Source organism: Microbacterium sp. LCT-H2 (genome assembly GCF_001866135.1).
Lineage (GTDB): Bacteria > Actinomycetota > Actinomycetes > Actinomycetales > Microbacteriaceae > Microbacterium.
This window is the reverse complement of sequence record NZ_MODW01000001.1, coordinates 19211-35214: the sequence shown is the minus strand read 5'-3', so window position 1 is coordinate 35214 and position 16004 is coordinate 19211. Positions and strand designations below refer to the sequence as shown.

General features: G+C 72.4%; 13 protein-coding genes. 5 read left to right on the top strand and 8 right to left on the bottom strand.

Translation table 11 applies throughout. The features are described 5' to 3' along the window. Positions 1-17: 17 nt before the first annotated feature. Together paaK and BK819_RS00155 are read left to right on the top strand one after the other, a co-directional pair. Entirely contained in the window at positions 18-1334 is a 1317-nt protein-coding gene (gene paaK, locus BK819_RS00160) for a phenylacetate--CoA ligase PaaK (protein WP_071328030.1), read from the top strand. A 63-nt stretch (positions 1335-1397) separates the two neighbouring features. Continuing rightward, positions 1398-2006, top strand: a complete 609-nt coding sequence (locus BK819_RS00155; protein WP_071327399.1) for a TetR/AcrR family transcriptional regulator — start codon at positions 1398-1400, stop codon at positions 2004-2006. An 85-nt stretch (positions 2007-2091) separates the two neighbouring features. Here the strand turns inward: BK819_RS00155 and paaZ are convergent, their stop codons facing one another. From paaZ to BK819_RS00115, 8 genes are all read right to left on the bottom strand, one after another. Further along, complete coding sequence (gene paaZ / locus BK819_RS00150) at positions 2092-4176, bottom strand: phenylacetic acid degradation bifunctional protein PaaZ (RefSeq protein ID WP_083391654.1); 2085 nt, start codon at positions 4174-4176, stop codon at positions 2092-2094. 14 nt (positions 4177-4190) lie between these two features. Next, on the bottom strand, positions 4191-5066 hold the full coding sequence (locus BK819_RS00145; protein ID WP_071327397.1) for a 3-hydroxyacyl-CoA dehydrogenase family protein: 876 nt from the start codon (positions 5064-5066) through the stop codon (positions 4191-4193). Continuing rightward, on the bottom strand, positions 5063-5809 hold the full coding sequence (locus BK819_RS00140) for an enoyl-CoA hydratase/isomerase family protein (protein WP_083391593.1): 747 nt from the start codon (positions 5807-5809) through the stop codon (positions 5063-5065). The genes BK819_RS00145 and BK819_RS00140 overlap by 4 nt, the downstream gene beginning before the upstream one ends. Continuing rightward, on the bottom strand, positions 5806-6996 hold the full coding sequence (locus tag BK819_RS00135) for an acetyl-CoA C-acyltransferase (protein WP_071327396.1): 1191 nt from the start codon (positions 6994-6996) through the stop codon (positions 5806-5808). The genes BK819_RS00140 and BK819_RS00135 overlap by 4 nt, the downstream gene beginning before the upstream one ends. 119 nt (positions 6997-7115) lie before the next feature. Continuing rightward, entirely contained in the window at positions 7116-8435 is a 1320-nt protein-coding gene (locus tag BK819_RS00130; RefSeq protein WP_025103845.1) for an MFS transporter, read from the bottom strand. A 134-nt stretch (positions 8436-8569) separates the two neighbouring features. Beyond that, positions 8570-9985 (bottom strand): dihydrolipoamide acetyltransferase family protein, encoded by a 1416-nt coding sequence (locus BK819_RS00125; protein ID WP_071327395.1) that lies wholly within the window; start codon positions 9983-9985, stop codon positions 8570-8572. After that, positions 9982-11010 (bottom strand): alpha-ketoacid dehydrogenase subunit beta, encoded by a 1029-nt coding sequence (locus tag BK819_RS00120; protein WP_071327394.1) that lies wholly within the window; start codon positions 11008-11010, stop codon positions 9982-9984. The genes BK819_RS00125 and BK819_RS00120 overlap by 4 nt, the downstream gene beginning before the upstream one ends. Then, the gene (locus BK819_RS00115) at positions 11007-12104 is read right to left on the bottom strand and encodes a thiamine pyrophosphate-dependent enzyme (protein ID WP_371259794.1); all 1098 of its coding nucleotides are present in this window, start codon (positions 12102-12104) and stop codon (positions 11007-11009) included. The genes BK819_RS00120 and BK819_RS00115 overlap by 4 nt, the downstream gene beginning before the upstream one ends. 165 nt (positions 12105-12269) lie before the next feature. Here BK819_RS00115 and BK819_RS00110 point away from each other — a divergent pair, with 165 nt between their 5' ends. The 3 genes from BK819_RS00110 (at position 12270) to BK819_RS00100 (ending at position 16003) form a co-directional block, all read left to right on the top strand. Then, positions 12270-12707 carry an Lrp/AsnC family transcriptional regulator gene (locus BK819_RS00110; protein WP_071327392.1) on the top strand — a complete coding sequence of 146 codons (438 nt, stop codon included), beginning with the start codon at positions 12270-12272 and terminating at the stop codon, positions 12705-12707. 167 nt (positions 12708-12874) lie between these two features. Continuing rightward, a complete protein-coding gene (locus tag BK819_RS00105; protein WP_071327391.1) occupies positions 12875-14476 on the top strand; it encodes an HNH endonuclease signature motif containing protein in 1602 nt (533 codons plus the stop codon). A 48-nt stretch (positions 14477-14524) separates the two neighbouring features. Next, positions 14525-16003: an aldehyde dehydrogenase family protein gene (locus BK819_RS00100; RefSeq protein WP_256209328.1), complete on the top strand. Its 1479-nt coding sequence runs from the start codon at positions 14525-14527 to the stop codon at positions 16001-16003. The last annotated feature ends 1 nt before the right edge of the window (position 16004 follow it).

Sequence of the window (16004 nt, the reverse complement as noted above, 5' to 3'; positions counted from 1 at the left end):
GAGTCCCCGTGTCGACGATGACCGCCCCCGCCTCCGCCCTCCGCCCGCCGACGACAGACGAGCTCGACCCCGAGGAGCGGATGAGCCGCGCCGAGATCGAGCGCCTGCAGCTCGAGCGCCTCCAGTGGACCGTGCAGCACGCCTATCGCAACGTGCCGCTGTACACGCGGAAGTTCGACGAGGCGGGCGTGCATCCCGACGACATCCGCACGCTCGACGACGTGCACCGGCTGCCCTTCACCACCAAGGACGACCTGCGCGAGACGTACCCGTTCGGGATGTTCGCGGTACCGATGGCCGACGTCGCCCGCATCCACGCGTCCAGCGGCACCACGGGCCGCCCGACCGTCGTCGGCTACACGCGCGGCGACCTCGACCGCTGGGGGACGCTGGTGGCCCGGTCGCTCCGCGCCAGCGGCATCCGGCGCGGCATGAAGGTGCACAACGCCTACGGGTACGGCCTGTTCACGGGCGGGCTCGGGGCGCATGCCGGCATCGAGGCACTGGGCGCCACCGTGATCCCGATGTCGGGCGGACAGACCGCCCGACAGGTGCAGCTCATCCGCGACTTCGAGCCGGACGCGATCCTGTGCACCCCGAGCTACCTCCTCACGATCGCGGACGCGATGGCCGCGCAGGGCATCGACCCGCGGTCCACCTCGCTCCAGGTCGCGGTGCTCGGCGCGGAGCCGTGGACCAACGAGATGCGGCACGAGCTGGAGCAGCGGCTCGGCATCGACGCCCTCGACATCTTCGGACTCAGCGAGGTCATGGGGCCGGGTGTCGGCAACGAGTGCCTCGAGACCAAGGACGGCCCGCACCTGTGGGAGGACCACTTCCTGCCGGAGGTGATCGACGGCGACACCCTGGAGGCACTGCCGGACGGCGAACGGGGCGAGCTCGTCTTCACCTCGCTCACCAAGGAGGCGTTCCCCGTCATCCGGTACCGCACGCGCGACATCACCCGCCTGCTCCCCGGCACGGCGCGTCCGGGTATGCGGCGGATGGAGAAGGTCACCGGGCGCAACGACGACATGATCATCCTGCGCGGCGTCAACCTCTTCCCGACGCAGATCGAGGAGCTGGTGCTCGGGATCGAGCAGCTCACGCCGCACTTCATCCTGGAGCTGACGAAGGAGGGCCGGATGGACGCCCTCACGGTGCGCATCGAGCGTCACCCCGACCTGTCCGTGGAGACGTGCGAGGCGGCGGCGCAGGTGCTGGTGCAGCGCATCAAGGTGTTCATCGGCTCGTCCGTCGCCGTGCGGCTGGAGGAGCCGGGGGCGCTGCCGCGCAGCGAGGGCAAGTACAAGCGCGTCTACGACCTGCGCTGACACGCGGGGGTCTCGGCGTCGACCTCCGCGATGCGCGCGGCGGGCGGTGCGAGACTGAGGGGGATGTCCGAGATGCAGACCACGCGGCGCGGCCGCCCCGGGTACGACCAGCAGGGGATCCTCGCGGTCGCGGTGGCCGCCTTCAACGAGCACGGCTACGACGCGACCTCGATCGGGATGCTCGCCGAGCGCCTCGGGCTGTCGAAGTCGGCGATCTACCATCACTTCGGGTCGAAGGACGAGATCCTCGACCGTGCCCTCGACAGCGCTCTCGGCGGGCTCGAAGCGGTGGTCGACGCACCCCTCCCGGTCGACGCGGGAGCAGCCGACGCCGTTGCCCGGCTGGAGCACGTGCTCCGCGGGGCCGTCCATGTGCTCGTGGATCAGCTCCCCGCCGTGACGCTGCTGCTGCGCGTGCGCGGGAACACCGACGTCGAGCGCCGCGCCCTCACCCGGCGGCGGGCGTTCGACCGCCGCATCACGGCCCTCGTCGCGGAGGCGCAGGCCGAGGGTGCCCTGCGCTCCGACATCGACGCGGCCGTCGTCGCCCGCCTGACGTTCGGCATGATCAACTCGATCGTCGAGTGGTACCGCCCCGGTGGTCGCGAGGGCGCCGATCGCCTCGCCGACGACGTCGTCGCGATCGCCCTCGACGGCCTCCGCCACCCCTGACTCGCGAGCCCCCGTCTTCGCGCCGAGGCCCCGCCGTCTCCGCGTGGGAAGGGCGGGGCCTCGACGAGAACCCGGGGTCTCGGGACTATGCGGCGGGAGTGAGCTCCTTCGCGACGAGAGTCAGGACGTCGTAGGTCGCGACGAGCTCGTCGTCCTGGTTCTTCAGCACCGCGTCCCAGCGCACCTCGCCGTACTCGTCGGTCTCCCGCGGCGTGATCTGCTTGGCGGTGAGCTCGACGCGGATCTCGTCGCCGGGGGAGACCGGGGTCACGAAGCGCAGGTTCTCCAGCCCGGAGTTCGCGAGCACGGGACCGGGAGCCGGATCGACGAAGAGCCCCGCCGCCCACGACACGAGCAGGTAGCCGTGCGCTACGCGTCCGGGGAAGAAGGGGTTTGCCGCCGCGGACGCCTCGTCCATGTGCGCGTAGAACGTGTCGCCCGTGAACGCCGCGAACGTCTCGATGTCGTCGAGGGTGACGGTGCGCGAGGGACTGACGACCTGGTCGCCGATGCGCAGCTCCGCCAGCGACTTGCGGAAGGGGTGCACGCCGTCGCCCGAGTCGAACGGACGGGCCGAGGCCCCCTGGTGCCACACCCCGGTGAGCGCGGTCATCATCTCCGGGGAGCCCTGCACCGCGGTGCGCTGCATGTGGTGCAGCACCGCCCGGATGCCGCCGAGCTCCTCTCCGCCGCCGGCGCGGCCGGGACCGCCGTGCACGAGGTTCGGGAGCGGGGAGCCGTGGCCGGTCGAGCTGCGGGCGTCGTCGCGGTCGAGGAAGAGCACGCGGCCGTTGTACGCGGCGATCCCCGCGGCGAGCGTGGTCGCGACCTCCGGGTCGTGCGTCGCGACACTCGTCACGAGCGAGCCGCCGCCCCGGGCCACGAGTGCCGCCGCCTCGTCCAGCGTGCGGTAGCCGAGGATGCTGGAGACGGGGCCGAACGCCTCGATCTCGTTCACGGCGGGGCTGGTCGCATCGGCGAAGCGCAGGAGCATCGGCGCCACGAACGCGCCGTCCTCCGCAGGGCCCTCGCTGCCGTCCGCACGGCGGACCGTCGGCGTCTCCGGGGACCCGATCACGAGCTCGCCCCCGCCCTCGCGGAGTCGCGCCACCTGCCGGAGCACCTCGTCGCGCTGGGCCGTGGAGGCGAGCGGTCCCATCGTCACGCCCTCGGCGCGCGGGTCGCCCACGACGATCCGCGCCGCGAGCCGGTCGCGCACCGCGGCGATCACGTCGTCCACCGCGTCCTCGGGCACGATCGCCCGCCGAATCGCGGTGCACTTCTGCCCGGCCTTCGACGTCATCTCCGCGACGAGCTGCTTCACGTAGGCGTCGAACTCCGGCGTGCCGGATGCCGCATCCGTGCCGAGCACCGAGGCGTTGATCGAGTCGGTCTCGCTGGTGAAGCGGACCCCGCCGGTCTGCACCGCGTCGTGCGCCCGCAGCCGCTCCGCCGTCGACGCTGAGCCGGTGAACGCGACGAGGTCGCCCAGGCGGAGGTGCTCGAAGAGGTCGGGCACGCTGCCGGAGACGAGCTGCAGCGACCCCTCGGGCAGCAGTCCGGACTCGACCATCACGCGCACCATGGCCTCGGTGAGGTAGCCGGTGGGGGTGGCGGGCTTCACGACCGTGGGGACACCGGCGAGGAAGGCCGGCGCGAACTTCTCCAGCGAGCCCCACACGGGGAAGTTGAAGGCGTTGATCTGCACCGCCACCCCGGGCAGCCGGGTGTAGATGTGCCGACCGAGGAAGGAGCCGTCCCGCGACAGGTTCTCCACGGCGCCGTCGACGTAGACCTTCGCGTTCGGCAGCTCGCGGCGGCCCTTGCTGGAGTACGCGAAGAGCACGCCGATGCCGCCGTCGATGTCGACCCAGGAGTCCTGCGCGGTGGCGCCGGTGCGGCTGGAGAGCGCGTACAGCTCCTCCTTGCGGGCGGTCAGCGCGAGCGCGAGCTGCTTGAGCAGCACGGCGCGCTGGTGGAATGTGAGCTCCCCGAGCGCGGCCTGGCCGGTGGTGCGGGCGTAGTCGAGCGCCGCGCCGAGGTCGAGGCCGGCGGTGGAGACGCGGGCCACCGTCTCCCCGGTCGAGGCGTCGCGCACCGCGGTGGCGTCCGCGTCGGAGGCGGGCGTCCACCAGGAGCCCTGCACGTAGCTGGGGAGGATCTCGGTCATCGGGGTTCCCTTCATCAGTCGTCCCATTCGTAGAAGCCGCGTCCGCTCTTGCGGCCGAGGTGCCCCTCCGCGACGAGGCGGCGCAGCAGGGCCGGGGGTTCGAAGCGCGAGCCGAGCTGCGCCGCGAGGTACTCGGCGATGCCGAGCCGGACGTCCAGCCCGACGATGTCGGTGAGCCGGAGCGGTCCCACCGGGTGCTTGTAGCCCAAGGTCATGGCCGCGTCGATGTCGGCGGCGGAGGCGACGCCGTCCTCGAGCATCCGGATCGCCTCGAGGCCGAGGGCGACGCCGAGGCGGGACGACGCGAAACCCGGGGCGTCGGCGACGACGATGGGCGTCTTCCCCAGCGCGCGGACCCAGGAGGCCGCGTCCGCGACGAGAGTCTCCGCGGTCGCGCCGCCACGCACCACTTCCACGAGGGTCGAGGCGGGCACCGGGTTGAAGAAGTGCATCCCGAGGAAGCGCTCGGGGCGGTCGAGCACCGCCGCGAGCTCGTCGATCGAGATGGACGAGGTGTTGGACGCGAGGGCCGCATCGTCGGCGAGGTGGCGCTCGACGCGGGTGAGGGCGTCGATCTTGAGCGACAGCTCCTCCGGGACGGCCTCGATGACGAGGGTGCAGTCCGCGAACAGGGCGGCGTCGGTCCCGGTCGCGAACCGGGCGCGATACGCGTCGGTGGTCTCGATCGCCGTGCCGCGGGAGAGCGAGGCGTCGATCGACCCGAGCACGCGGGCGGCGGCGGCCGCGGCGGCGTCGTCGTCCCGCTCGACGACGGTCACGGGGGATCCGGCGAGGAGGAAGGCGTGGGCGATGCCCGCGCCCATGCGTCCGCCGCCGAGCACGCCGACGCGGGCCGGCGCTGCGGCTTCGGGGGAGGAGGGCGTGCTCATCGGTCTCTCCGTTCCAGGAAGGCGGTCATGCGGCGGTGCTTCTCCGGGCTCTCGAACAGCGTGGCCTGCTCCTCGAGGTCGACCGCGGGGTGCTGGTCGCGCGGCGCCCGGAACACCCGCTTGGTCGCGACGGTCGCCGCGGGGTCGTTGCGGGCGATGCGGTCGGCGACCGCATGGGCGGCGTCGAGGAGGTCGGCGACCTCGTGCAGCGAGGAGACGAGACCGATGCGGAGGGCCTCCTCGGCGTGCACCGTGCGGCCGGTCAACAGCAGCTCGATGGCGCGGGCGTCGCCCACGATCTCCTTGAGGCGCCAGCTCGCTCCCGCCGCGGCGAGGATGCCCAGGCCGGTCTCCGGGTTGCCGATCTTCAGCGTCGGCGTCGCGAGGCGGATATCGGCGGCATACGCGAGTTCCGCGCCACCGCCGAGCGCGTAGCCGTCAATCGCGGCGATCACGGGCATCGGCAGCTCCGCGACGCGGACGAACGCGTGGGCGTTGATGCCGCGGCGGGCGTCGTCGGCGCGACGGTCCCGGAGCTCGGCGATGTCGGCGCCCGCCGCGAACACCCCGTCGGCGCCGGTGAGGATGAGCGTGCGCGGCGTCTCCTCCAGCTCGGCGCACAGCGCGTGCAGGGCGTCGATCGTGGCCTGGTCGATCGCGTTGCGCTTGTGCGGACGGTTCAGGGTCGCGACGACGCGGTCCGCGGTGCGGGTGACGAGCAGCGGCTCGTCCGCGCCGCTCACACCTTCTCCAGGATCACGGCCGCGCCCTGGCCGACGCCGACGCACATCGTGGCGAGGCCGTAGCGGGAGTCCTCGCGCTCCATGCGTCCCATCAGCGTCACGAGCAGGCGCGAGCCGGACGAGCCGAGCGGGTGGCCGAGAGCGATGGCGCCGCCGTCGGCGTTCACGCGGTCCTCGTCGAGGCCGAGCCGCCGGATGCAGGCGAGCGACTGCGAGGCGAACGCCTCGTTGAGCTCCACGGCGCCGATGTCGTCGAGGGAGAGCCCCGAACGGCGCAGCGCCTTCTCCGTCGCGGGGACCGGTCCGAGTCCCATGATCTCCGGAGCCAGCGCGGCGGAGGTGCCGATGACGATCCGGGCGCGGGGCGTCAGTCCGTGGCGCTCGACGGCTTCGGCGCTCGCCACGAGCACGGCCGAGGCGCCGTCGTTGAGGGCGCTGGAGTTGCCGGCAGTGACGACCTCTCCGCCGGCCACGACGGGACGGAGGCGCGCGAGCACCTCGAGGGTGGTATCCGGGCGCGGCCCCTCGTCGACGAGCACCTCGCCGTCGCGGACGGGAACGCCGACGATCTCCGGGGCGAAGCGGCCGGCGGCGATCGCGGCGGCGGCGCGCTGCTGCGAGCGGACGGCGAAGGCGTCGGCCTCGGCGCGGGTGATGCCGTCGACGCGGGCGACCTCCTCCGCCGTCTCCGGCATCGTGAAGGTGGCCTTGTCCCGCGCGGCGAGCCGCGGGTTCGGGAAGCGCCAGCCGATCGAGGTGTCGAAGGCGGCTCCGGGCTTCGCCCACGCCTTCTCCGGCTTGGCCTGCACCCAGGGGGCGCGGGTCATGGACTCGACGCCGCCGGCGACGAGGAGATCGGCGTCGCCCGCGCGGATCGCCTGTGCGGCCATGGTGACCGCGGACATCCCGGAGGCGCACAGCCGGTTGACCGTGATGCCCGGCACGGTGTCGGGGAGACCGGCGAGGAGCACCGCCATCCGGGCGACGTTCCGGTTGTCCTCTCCGGCCTGGTTGGCGGCGCCGAGGATGACCTCGTCCAGCTCCGTACGCGCCGGGTCGAGCCCGGCGCGGCGCACGGCCTCGCCGACGACGAGCGCCGCGAGGTCGTCGGGACGGACGGCGGAGAGGGTGCCGCCGTAGCGGCCGACCGGGGTGCGGACCCCTCCGACGAGGTAGGCCTCTGGCATGCGGATCTCCTGACTTCGTCGTCCTGGTGTGGTCCGGGAGCGGCCGGTCGCGAATTACTGACCGATCGTAAGGTAATTATGGCACAGGCGCACGGCCGGCCGCGATCCCGGACCAGGAGTCAGACGCTGAGATCCACGCCCTTCGTCTCCTTCACCAGCGAGACGCCGATGAGCGAGATGATCGACGCGACCGCGATGTAGACGCCGATCGTCCACGCGGCGTGGAACTGGTTCAGCAGCGCCTCCGCGATCATCGGTGCGAACGCGCCGCCGAGGATGGCGCCGAGGGCATAGCCGATCGAGACGCCCGAGTAGCGCACGTTCGCGGGGAACATCTCGGCGTACAGCGCCGCCTGCGGGCCGTACGAGAGCCCGAGCGCGAACGTCATGACGAACAGGGCGACGAAGTACCAGACGATGTTCGCGGTGTCGATGAGGAACCACATCGGGATGGCCCACACCGCGAGGGCGACGTACCCGATCTGGAACGTGCGGATGCGGCCGAGGCGGTCGGACAGCGCGCCGCCCCACAGTGTGAAGATCAGCCAGCCGAACGAGGCGAGCGTGGTCGCCAGCAGCACCGGCGGGCGCTCCATGCCGAGAGCCGTGACGGCGTACGTCGCGAAGAACGCGATCAGCAGGTATCCCGCGGCGTTGTTGGCGATGAAGATGACGGCTGTGAGCACGACCTGCTTCGTGTGCGCCCGGAAGAGCTGCCCGAGCGGCGCCGAGGCCTCCTTGCGGCGGCGACGCAGGTCTTCGAACACGGGGCTCTCGTCGACCGCGCGACGGATCACGTAGCCGACCGCGATGAGCACGATCGAGAGCAGGAACGGGATGCGCCAGCCCCACTCGAGGAAGGCCTCGGGGGACATCGAGCTCGTGAGGGCCCAGAGGGTGAAGGTGGCGAGGATCATGCCGACCGGCACGCCGATCTGCGGGAACGCGCCGAACAGGCCGCGTCGCGCCGTCGGGGCGTGCTCGACGGCCATGAGCGCCGCGCCGCCCCATTCGCCGCCGGCGGAGAAGCCCTGCAGGATGCGCAGGAGGATCAGGAGGATCGGGGCGGCGACGCCGATGGCGGCGTACGTGGGCAGCAGGCCGATGAGGGAGGTGGACAGTCCCATCATCACGAGGGTGAAGACGAGCATCTTCTTCCGGCCGAGCTTGTCGCCGAGGTGTCCGGCGACGATCGCGCCGAGCGGGCGGAACAGGAACGAGATGCCGATGGTCGCGAACGAGAGCACCTGGGCGAGCCCGGGGCTCGACTCCGCGATGGGAGCGAGGAAGAGCGGGGCGAGCACGAGGCCCGCCGCCTGGGCGTAGATGAAGAAGTCGTACCACTCGATCGACGTCCCCACGAGGGTGCCGGCGAGGACGCGCCGCTCCTCGGCGGGCATCCTTCCGGTCGACGAGGCGGCTGCGGTGGCTGAGGTCATGCGAACTCCGTTGTTCTGCGAGGGGGAGCGCCGACGCGGGTACGTCGGCGATGACTTACCGAATGATCGGTCAGTAATCGCCGAGCGTAGCGTATCGGCGCTCCGCCCACGAGGGTTCGCCGGCCGGGTCGAGCTCAGACCCGCCCGAAGGCGCGGAGCGGATGCTCGATGAGCTCCACCACGCGGCGGAGGAATCCGGCCGCATACCCGCCGTCGCAGACGCGGTGGTCGAACACGAGCGAGAGCTGGACGATGCGACGCGGCACGATCGCCCCGTCCACGACCCAGGGCCGCTCGATGATCCGGCCGATGCCGAGGATCGCGACGTCGGGGTGATTGATGATCGCCGCGGAGCCGTCGACGCCGAGCCCGCCGTAGTTGTTGAGCGTGAAGGTCGATCCGCGGAGCCGCTCGGGCGGCAGCGTGCCGGCGCGCGCGGTGGCCGCGAGCTCGCGCAGGGCGGCGTCGAGGTCGGCGACCGTGAGCCGGTGCGCGTGCGGGACGACCGGGACGAGGAGGCCGCGTTCGGTGTCGGCCGCGACGCCGAGGTTCACGCCGTCGAACGAGATCAACTCGGAGCCGTCGTCGCTGAGCCGCGAGGCGAGGACCGGGTAGTCCTCCAGTGCGAGCAGCACGAACCGCGCGAGGAGCGCCGTGATCGACGGGGCCTTCGCGCCCTCGGGAGCCATCCGCCCGCGGAGGTCCCAGAGCTCGGTGGCGTCGACGTCGACCCACACGGTGGCCTCGGGGATCTCGGAGCGGCTGCGGGCGAGCCGGGCGCTCACGGTACGGCGCAGCGGGGACAGGCGCTCGCGGCTGCGGACCGGGAGGCCGTCGATCTCGCCGGTGGGAGCGGTCGCGGAGGTCGGCGTCGGGGTCGCGACGCCGTCCACGGCGTGGTCCACGGCGGCGCGCAGCACGTCGGCGCGGGTGATCGCCCCGTCCGCTCCGGTGGCGGCGATCGCGTACACGTCGAGGCCCAGGTCGCGGGCGAGGCGCCGAACGAGCGGCGACCGCACGGCGACCGGCGCGGGACGCGCGGGCTCGCGGGAGGCGGATGCGGGGGACTCCGGAGCGGTCGAGGCGGGTGCTGCCGGTGCGGGCGCTGTCGAGGCGGGCGCCGGAGCGGGGCGTGGCGCCGCGGGGCGACGGCGCCGCCCCGTCGCGGAGGAGGCCGAGGTGCCGTACCCGATGAGGACGTTGCCCGACCCCGCCCGCTCCTCCTGCCGGTACGCCTCGTGCTCGGGCGGCGCGGCAGGGGCCTTCGGCGCGGATGCGGTCTCCTCGCTGCCGGGGTCGGCGACCTCCAGCACCGGGGCGCCGACATCGATCGTGTCGCCGGGCGTGCCGTGCAGCGCCGTCACGACGCCGGCGAACGGCGAGGGCAGTTCGACGACGCTCTTCGCGGTCTCGACCTCGGCGATGGCCTGATCGGTCGCGATGCTGTCGCCGACGGACACCAGCCACTGCACGAGGCCGGCCTCGGTGAGTCCCTCGCCGAGGTCGGGGAGGCGGAACACGCGGGTCGCGGTCTTCACAGGCGTGCTCATGCGTCGTCCTCCCAGTGCAGCGTGTCGATCGCGTCGAGCACGCGATCGACGTCCGGCAGGTACCAGTGCTCGAACTTGGGCGGTGCGTACGGGGTGTCGAACCCGGTCACCCGTCGCACGGGGGCCTCCAGGTACTCGAAGCAGCGCTCGAACACCCGCGCCTGGATCTCGGAGGCCACGCTGACGAATCCCGGCGCCTCGGCGATCACGACCGCGCGTCCCGTGGAGCGCACCGCCGCGGTGACCGTCTCGTCGTCGAAGGGGGACAGGGAGCGCACGTCGACCACCTGCACGCTGCGCCCTTCGCCCGCGGCGACCTCCGCCGCCTCCAGCGCGAGCGGCACGGAGGCCCCGTACGCGAGGAGGGTCACGTCGGTGCCCTCCCTGGCGATGCGCGCCGAGCCGATCTCCGCCGTCACCGCGGTGTCGACCTCGCCCTTCGACCAGTAGAGCTTCTTGGGCTCGAGGAAGACCACCGGGTCCGGCGAGGCGATGGCCGCCCGGAGCAGCGAGTAGGCGTCCTGCGGGGTGGACGGACTCAGGACGGTGAGGCCGGGGGTGTGCGCGTAGTACGCCTCGGACGAGTCGCAGTGATGCTCCACGCCCCCGATGCCGCCCCCGAACGGGATGCGGATCACGAGCGGCATGCGCATCCCGCCGCGGGTGCGGTTGCCGAGCTTCGCCACGTGGCTGACGATCTGCTCGAAGGCGGGGAGGGCGAAGGCATCGAACTGCATCTCGACCACGGGGCGCATCCCGTTCATCGCCATGCCGACGGCGGTGCCGATGATGCCGGACTCCGCGAGCGGGGTGTCGAAGCAGCGGTCCTCGCCGAAGCGGGCGGTGAGCCCGTCGGTGATGCGGAACACGCCGCCGAGGGCTCCCACATCTTCGCCGAAGACGACCACGTCGGGGTCGGCGGCGAGGGCGTCGGCGAGGGCGCGGTTGAGGGCGGCGGCCATGGTCATGGTCGTAGTGGTGCCGGTGTGCGCCGCGACCGGCGTCTCGTGCTCGGCGATGGTCATCGGGGGCCTCCGGTCGTCATCGTCTCGGCGGGGTGGGAGCGGGCGATCTCGTCCCGGAGGAGCTGCCACTGCTCCTCACGCTGCGGCGAGCGGGTCGCGGTCACGAAGCGGAAGAGGTCTTCCGGGTCGAGGTCCGCGTCGGTGTTCAGGGCGGTGCGCATGGCGGCGGCGATCTCCTCCGCGCCTGCGGCGAAGCGCGACTCTGCCTCGTCGTCCAGCGTCCCCGTCGCCGTGAGGTGCGCGCGCAGGCGGAGCAGCGGATCGCGGGCGAGCCAGGCCTGCACCTCCTCGCGTTCGCGGTAGCGGGTGTCGTCGTCGGCGTTGGTGTGCGCCTGCATGCGGTAGGTGTGCGCCTCGACGAGGGAGGGGCCGCCCCCGGCGCGGGCGCGGTCGACGGCCTCCGTGAGCACCGCGAGGACCGCGGCCACGTCGTTGCCGTCGACGCGCTGCCCCGGCATGCCGTAGCCGACCGCCTTGTGGGCGAGGGAGGGCGCGGCGGTCTGCCGGGAGAGGGGGACCGAGATCGCGAACTCGTTGTTCTGCACGAAGAACACGACCGGGACGTGGAAGACGGCGGCGAAGTTCATCGCCTCGTGGAAGTCGCCCTCGCTCGTCGCGCCGTCGCCGCAGAGCGCGAGCACCACGGTGTCCTCGCCGCGGTGCTTCGCCGCCTGCGCGAAGCCGACCGCGTGCAGCAGCTGGGTCGCGAGCGGGGTGGCCTGCGGGGCGACGCGGTGCGCCCGTACGTCGTAGCCGGAGTGCCAGTCGCCCTTGAGGAGCACCATCGCCTCCGCAGGCGCGACGCCGCGGGCGATCACGGCGACCGAGTCGCGGTAGGTGGGGAAGAGCCAGTCGGTGTCGCCGAGCACCATCGCCGCGGCCACCTGGCAGGCCTCCTGGCCGTGCGAGGAGGGGTAGACCGCGAGGCGTCCCTGGCGCACGAGCGCGCCGGCCTGATCGTTGATGCGACGGCCTTCGACGAGACCCCGGTAGGCCGCCAGCAGGACGTCGGCGGCGGGGAGCGCGTAGGCCTCGTCGGGGAGGGCGGTCCCGTCCTCGGCGATCAGTCGTACCGCGATGTCTCGCGGGAGCATGTCGTGGGGGTGCATCCGTCCGCCTTCCTTGCCGAACTCGATGAGGACAGCATGCCGCGCGTACGACAGTCATCCAAGATCCGTCGCGGGATCGTGGACGATTGCTCGCGACGTGCCACAATGGCTTCCGAAATGTCAGGATTTCCCGGGCGGGAGAGGGGTGCCATGGCGGCGCTGGACGAGACGGATCGCGCGATCCTCGCGGAGCTGCGGCGGGATGCGCGGGCGTCCATGACCGCGATCGCCGAAGCGGTGCACATCTCCCGCGCGGGGGCGCATGCCCGCATCAAGCGCCTCACCGACGCCGGGGTGATCACGGGGTACACCGTGCGCACCGACCCCGTGCTGCTGGGGCATCACGCGAGCGCGTACGTGACCCTCGCCATCGAACAGGCCACGTGGCAGGAGGTGAGCGCGCGGCTCCGGGCGATCCCGGAGATCGAGCACATGGCGCTCGTCGGCGGCGACTTCGACGTGCTGCTGCTCGTGCGTGCCAACGACGCGCGCGACCTGCGCCGCATCGTGCTGGAGGACATCCAGGCGATCCCGTCGATCCGCTCGACGCGGACGATCCTGATCTTCGAGGACTTCGACCGGGCGTGATGTCCTCTCCGGCGATGGGGGCCGTCGGGGGCGGATGCTGGGTGATGTGGAGGTTTGATCACGGGTCGGTTCGTCTGCAGGAGGACTCCTCCGCGCGTACTGGAATATCGCTCTGAACAGGGGTAATCAGGTCTCGCAATGTCGGTGGCCCTCGGTTGAATCGTCGTATGGAAAGCACCCCGGCAGCGGTTCTCGACGACACGGTCGTCGCTCTCGACGCCGTGCTGCAGTCGGGCACCGTGGGCGCTCTCGATGCCGGGGCGATGATGGACCTGCTGCGGGTCGCGGGCGAGATCCAGCGACGCGTGGAGGCCGTGATCGTGGAGGCGGTCGCGAGCGTCGATCCGCGTCCGGCGGGGTCCGGGGAACCGGCGTTCTGCGGACGGTTCGGCTGTCGCTCGATGAACGAGCTGCTGCAGCGTGTCCTTCGTGCCGACGCCGCATCCGCCGCACGCCTGGTGAAGGGCGCGCGGTTGGTGCGGCGCGAGGTCGACCTCTCCTCCGGGGAGTGGCTGCCGGCGCGATGGCCGGCGCTGCGCGAGGCCCTCCTCGACGGGGCGATCGGCGTGACCGGGTTGTTGGCCGCGACCGGGCCGATCGAGCAGGCCGGCCCTCGCGTGCGCCTCGCCGACCGCTGGGAGGCGGACGCGTATCTGGCCGAGGTCGCTCGTGGCGAGGAGAGCGGCGACGGCGCCGAGAACAGTGACGCCGAGAACGAGACCGGTCCGGCACCGACAGCCGAGGATCTGCGGGTGCGGGCGCAGCTGATCGTGCAGTACCTCGACCCCGACGGCGCGGAGCCTGCGGAAGACATCGCGCTGCGGGCTCGGGGTGTGGTGCTGGGGCGCGCCAAGGACGGCGTGATCCCGGTCCGGGGCGCACTGCTGCCCGAGGTCGCGGGGCAGCTGCAGCGGATCTGGGACGCGTATCTGAACCCGAAGGTCGACGGGCCGCCGCTTCCCGGCGTGCACTTCGTGCCGTCCGCGGAACTCGAGGACTCCGATGCCGAGCGGCGGGACACCGCGGTGTCCCCGGTCGACGATGTGCTGCCGTGCGGCGATCCCGGCGGGATGGTCGATGGGCGCACGCGGGCACAGAAGCAGCACGACGCGCTCGCAGCGGCCCTGGGGATCGCGGCCCGGCACGACGACATGCCGCGGCTGGGTGGTGCCGCCCCGACACTCGTGGTCACGGTCGGCGCCGAGGACTATGCCACGGGGCGCGGCTGGGCGCGGGTCGAGGGCGTCGAGACGCCGGTGTCGACCCGAGTGGCCGCGCACACGGCGTGCGGAGGGACGGTCCAACGGGTCGTGCTCGGGGCCGGCGGAAGGATCGTCGGGCTCGGGTCGAGCGACCGGATCTTCACCCCCGCGCAGCGCCGGGCGATCGGCGTACGGGACGGCGAGTGCCTGATCCCCGGATGTCACGTCCCCGCCGCCTGGTGCGAGATCCACCACGTCACGGAGCACGCGCACGGGGGTCCGACGCACACCGACAACGGGGTCGCGCTGTGCTGGCATCACCACCGCACCCTGGACACCTCGGGGTGGCAGATCCGCATGCGCGGGGGAGTACCGCAGGTGCGAGGGCCGGCCTGGTGGGATCCGAGGCGACGATGGCGCACGCCGCGCCCGGCGCTTCCCGACCCCACGCACCGGACGGGGTCCCGATTCGCTCACGCGGGACCGGCTCGGGGGCGCATCCTTCGCGCGGGGACATCTCCGGCGCGCTCCGCGACAAGTACGGCGGCACGGGCCGACCGAGAATGAGAAGAAGACCGGCGTCCGCGCCGTGACCCGCTCGAAGGAGAGACACCGATGTCCGATTCCGCCGTTCCCGTAGCCGTCGACTCCGGATCCGCCGATTCCGCGGCGTCCGCCGCTGCGGCGCTGCTCGACCGCATCCAGGCCCCGCAGGGCGAGGGGCGCGAGATCCCCGATGCCGCGACGCGGGAGGTCATCGGACGCGCGCCCGTGGCCACGGTCGCCGACCTCGACGACGCGATCGCCCGCGCGAAGGCCGCGCAGCCCGCGTGGGAAGCGCTCGGACACGAGAAGCGGAGCGCACTCCTCCTGGCCGCGGCCGACGCGATCGACGCGAACGCCGAAGGGCTCGCCTACCTCCTGTCGCGGGAGCAGGGGAAGCCGCTGAACGGTCCCAACGCGCGGTTCGAGCTCGGCGCCTGCTCGGCCTGGCTGCGCACCAACGCCACCACCGTCCTGGAGCCGCAGGTGCTCGTCGACGACGAGACGCTGCACGCCGAGCTCGTCTACAAGGCGGCCGGCGTGGTCGGGGCCATCGGGCCGTGGAACTGGCCGCTCATGATCACGATCTGGCAGATCGGCCCGTCGCTGCGCATGGGCAACACGGTCGTCGCGAAGCCCAGCGAGTACACCCCGCTGAGCGTGCTCGCGCTGCTCGCCGTGATGAATGACGTGCTGCCCGCCGATGTGCTCATCGGGGTCTCCGGAGACCGTGAGGTGGGCGCCCGCCTCGCCTCGCACCCCGACATCGCCAAGATCATGTTCACCGGCTCGACCGCGACCGGTCGCCGCATCATCGAGAGCTCCGCGGGCAACCTCGCCCGCCTCACGCTCGAACTGGGCGGCAACGACGCGGGCATCGTGCTCCCCGGCACCGATCCCTCGGCCATCGCGGAAGACCTCTTCTGGGGTGCGTTCATCAACACCGGACAGACCTGCGCCGCCATGAAGCGCCTCTACGTGCACGACTCCGTGTACGACGAGGTCGTGGACGCGCTTGCCGCCATCGCCGCGCAGGTGCCGATGGGCAACGGGCTCGATGAGGGCAACGTGCTCGGGCCGCTGCAGAACCGGCCGCAGTTCGACATCGTCAGTCGCTTGGTCGACGATGCGCGGAGCCGCGGCGCCCGGATCGTCACCGGTGGAGAGCCGGCCTCCGAGCTCGGCGAGCTGTTCTACCGGCCCACCATCGTCGCCGACATCGACAACGACGCGGCGCTCGTGCAGGAGGAGCAGTTCGGTCCCGCGCTCCCCGTCATCCGGTACAGCGACATCGACGAGGCCTTCGCGCTCGCGAACGCCCTCGACGTGGGTCTCGGCGCCTCGGTGTGGGCGAGCGACCCGGAGGAGGCCCGCGCCGTCGCCGCGCGCATGCAGTCCGGCACGGTGTGGGTCAACTCGCACGGCGGGCTGCACCCGATGGTGCCGTTCGGCGGCGTGAAGAGCTCGGGCTACGGGCTGGAGTTCGGCGTCGAGGGGCTCAAGTCCGTCGCCGTCACCCAGGTCGTCTCCGGACCGGGCCGGAAGGCGTGAG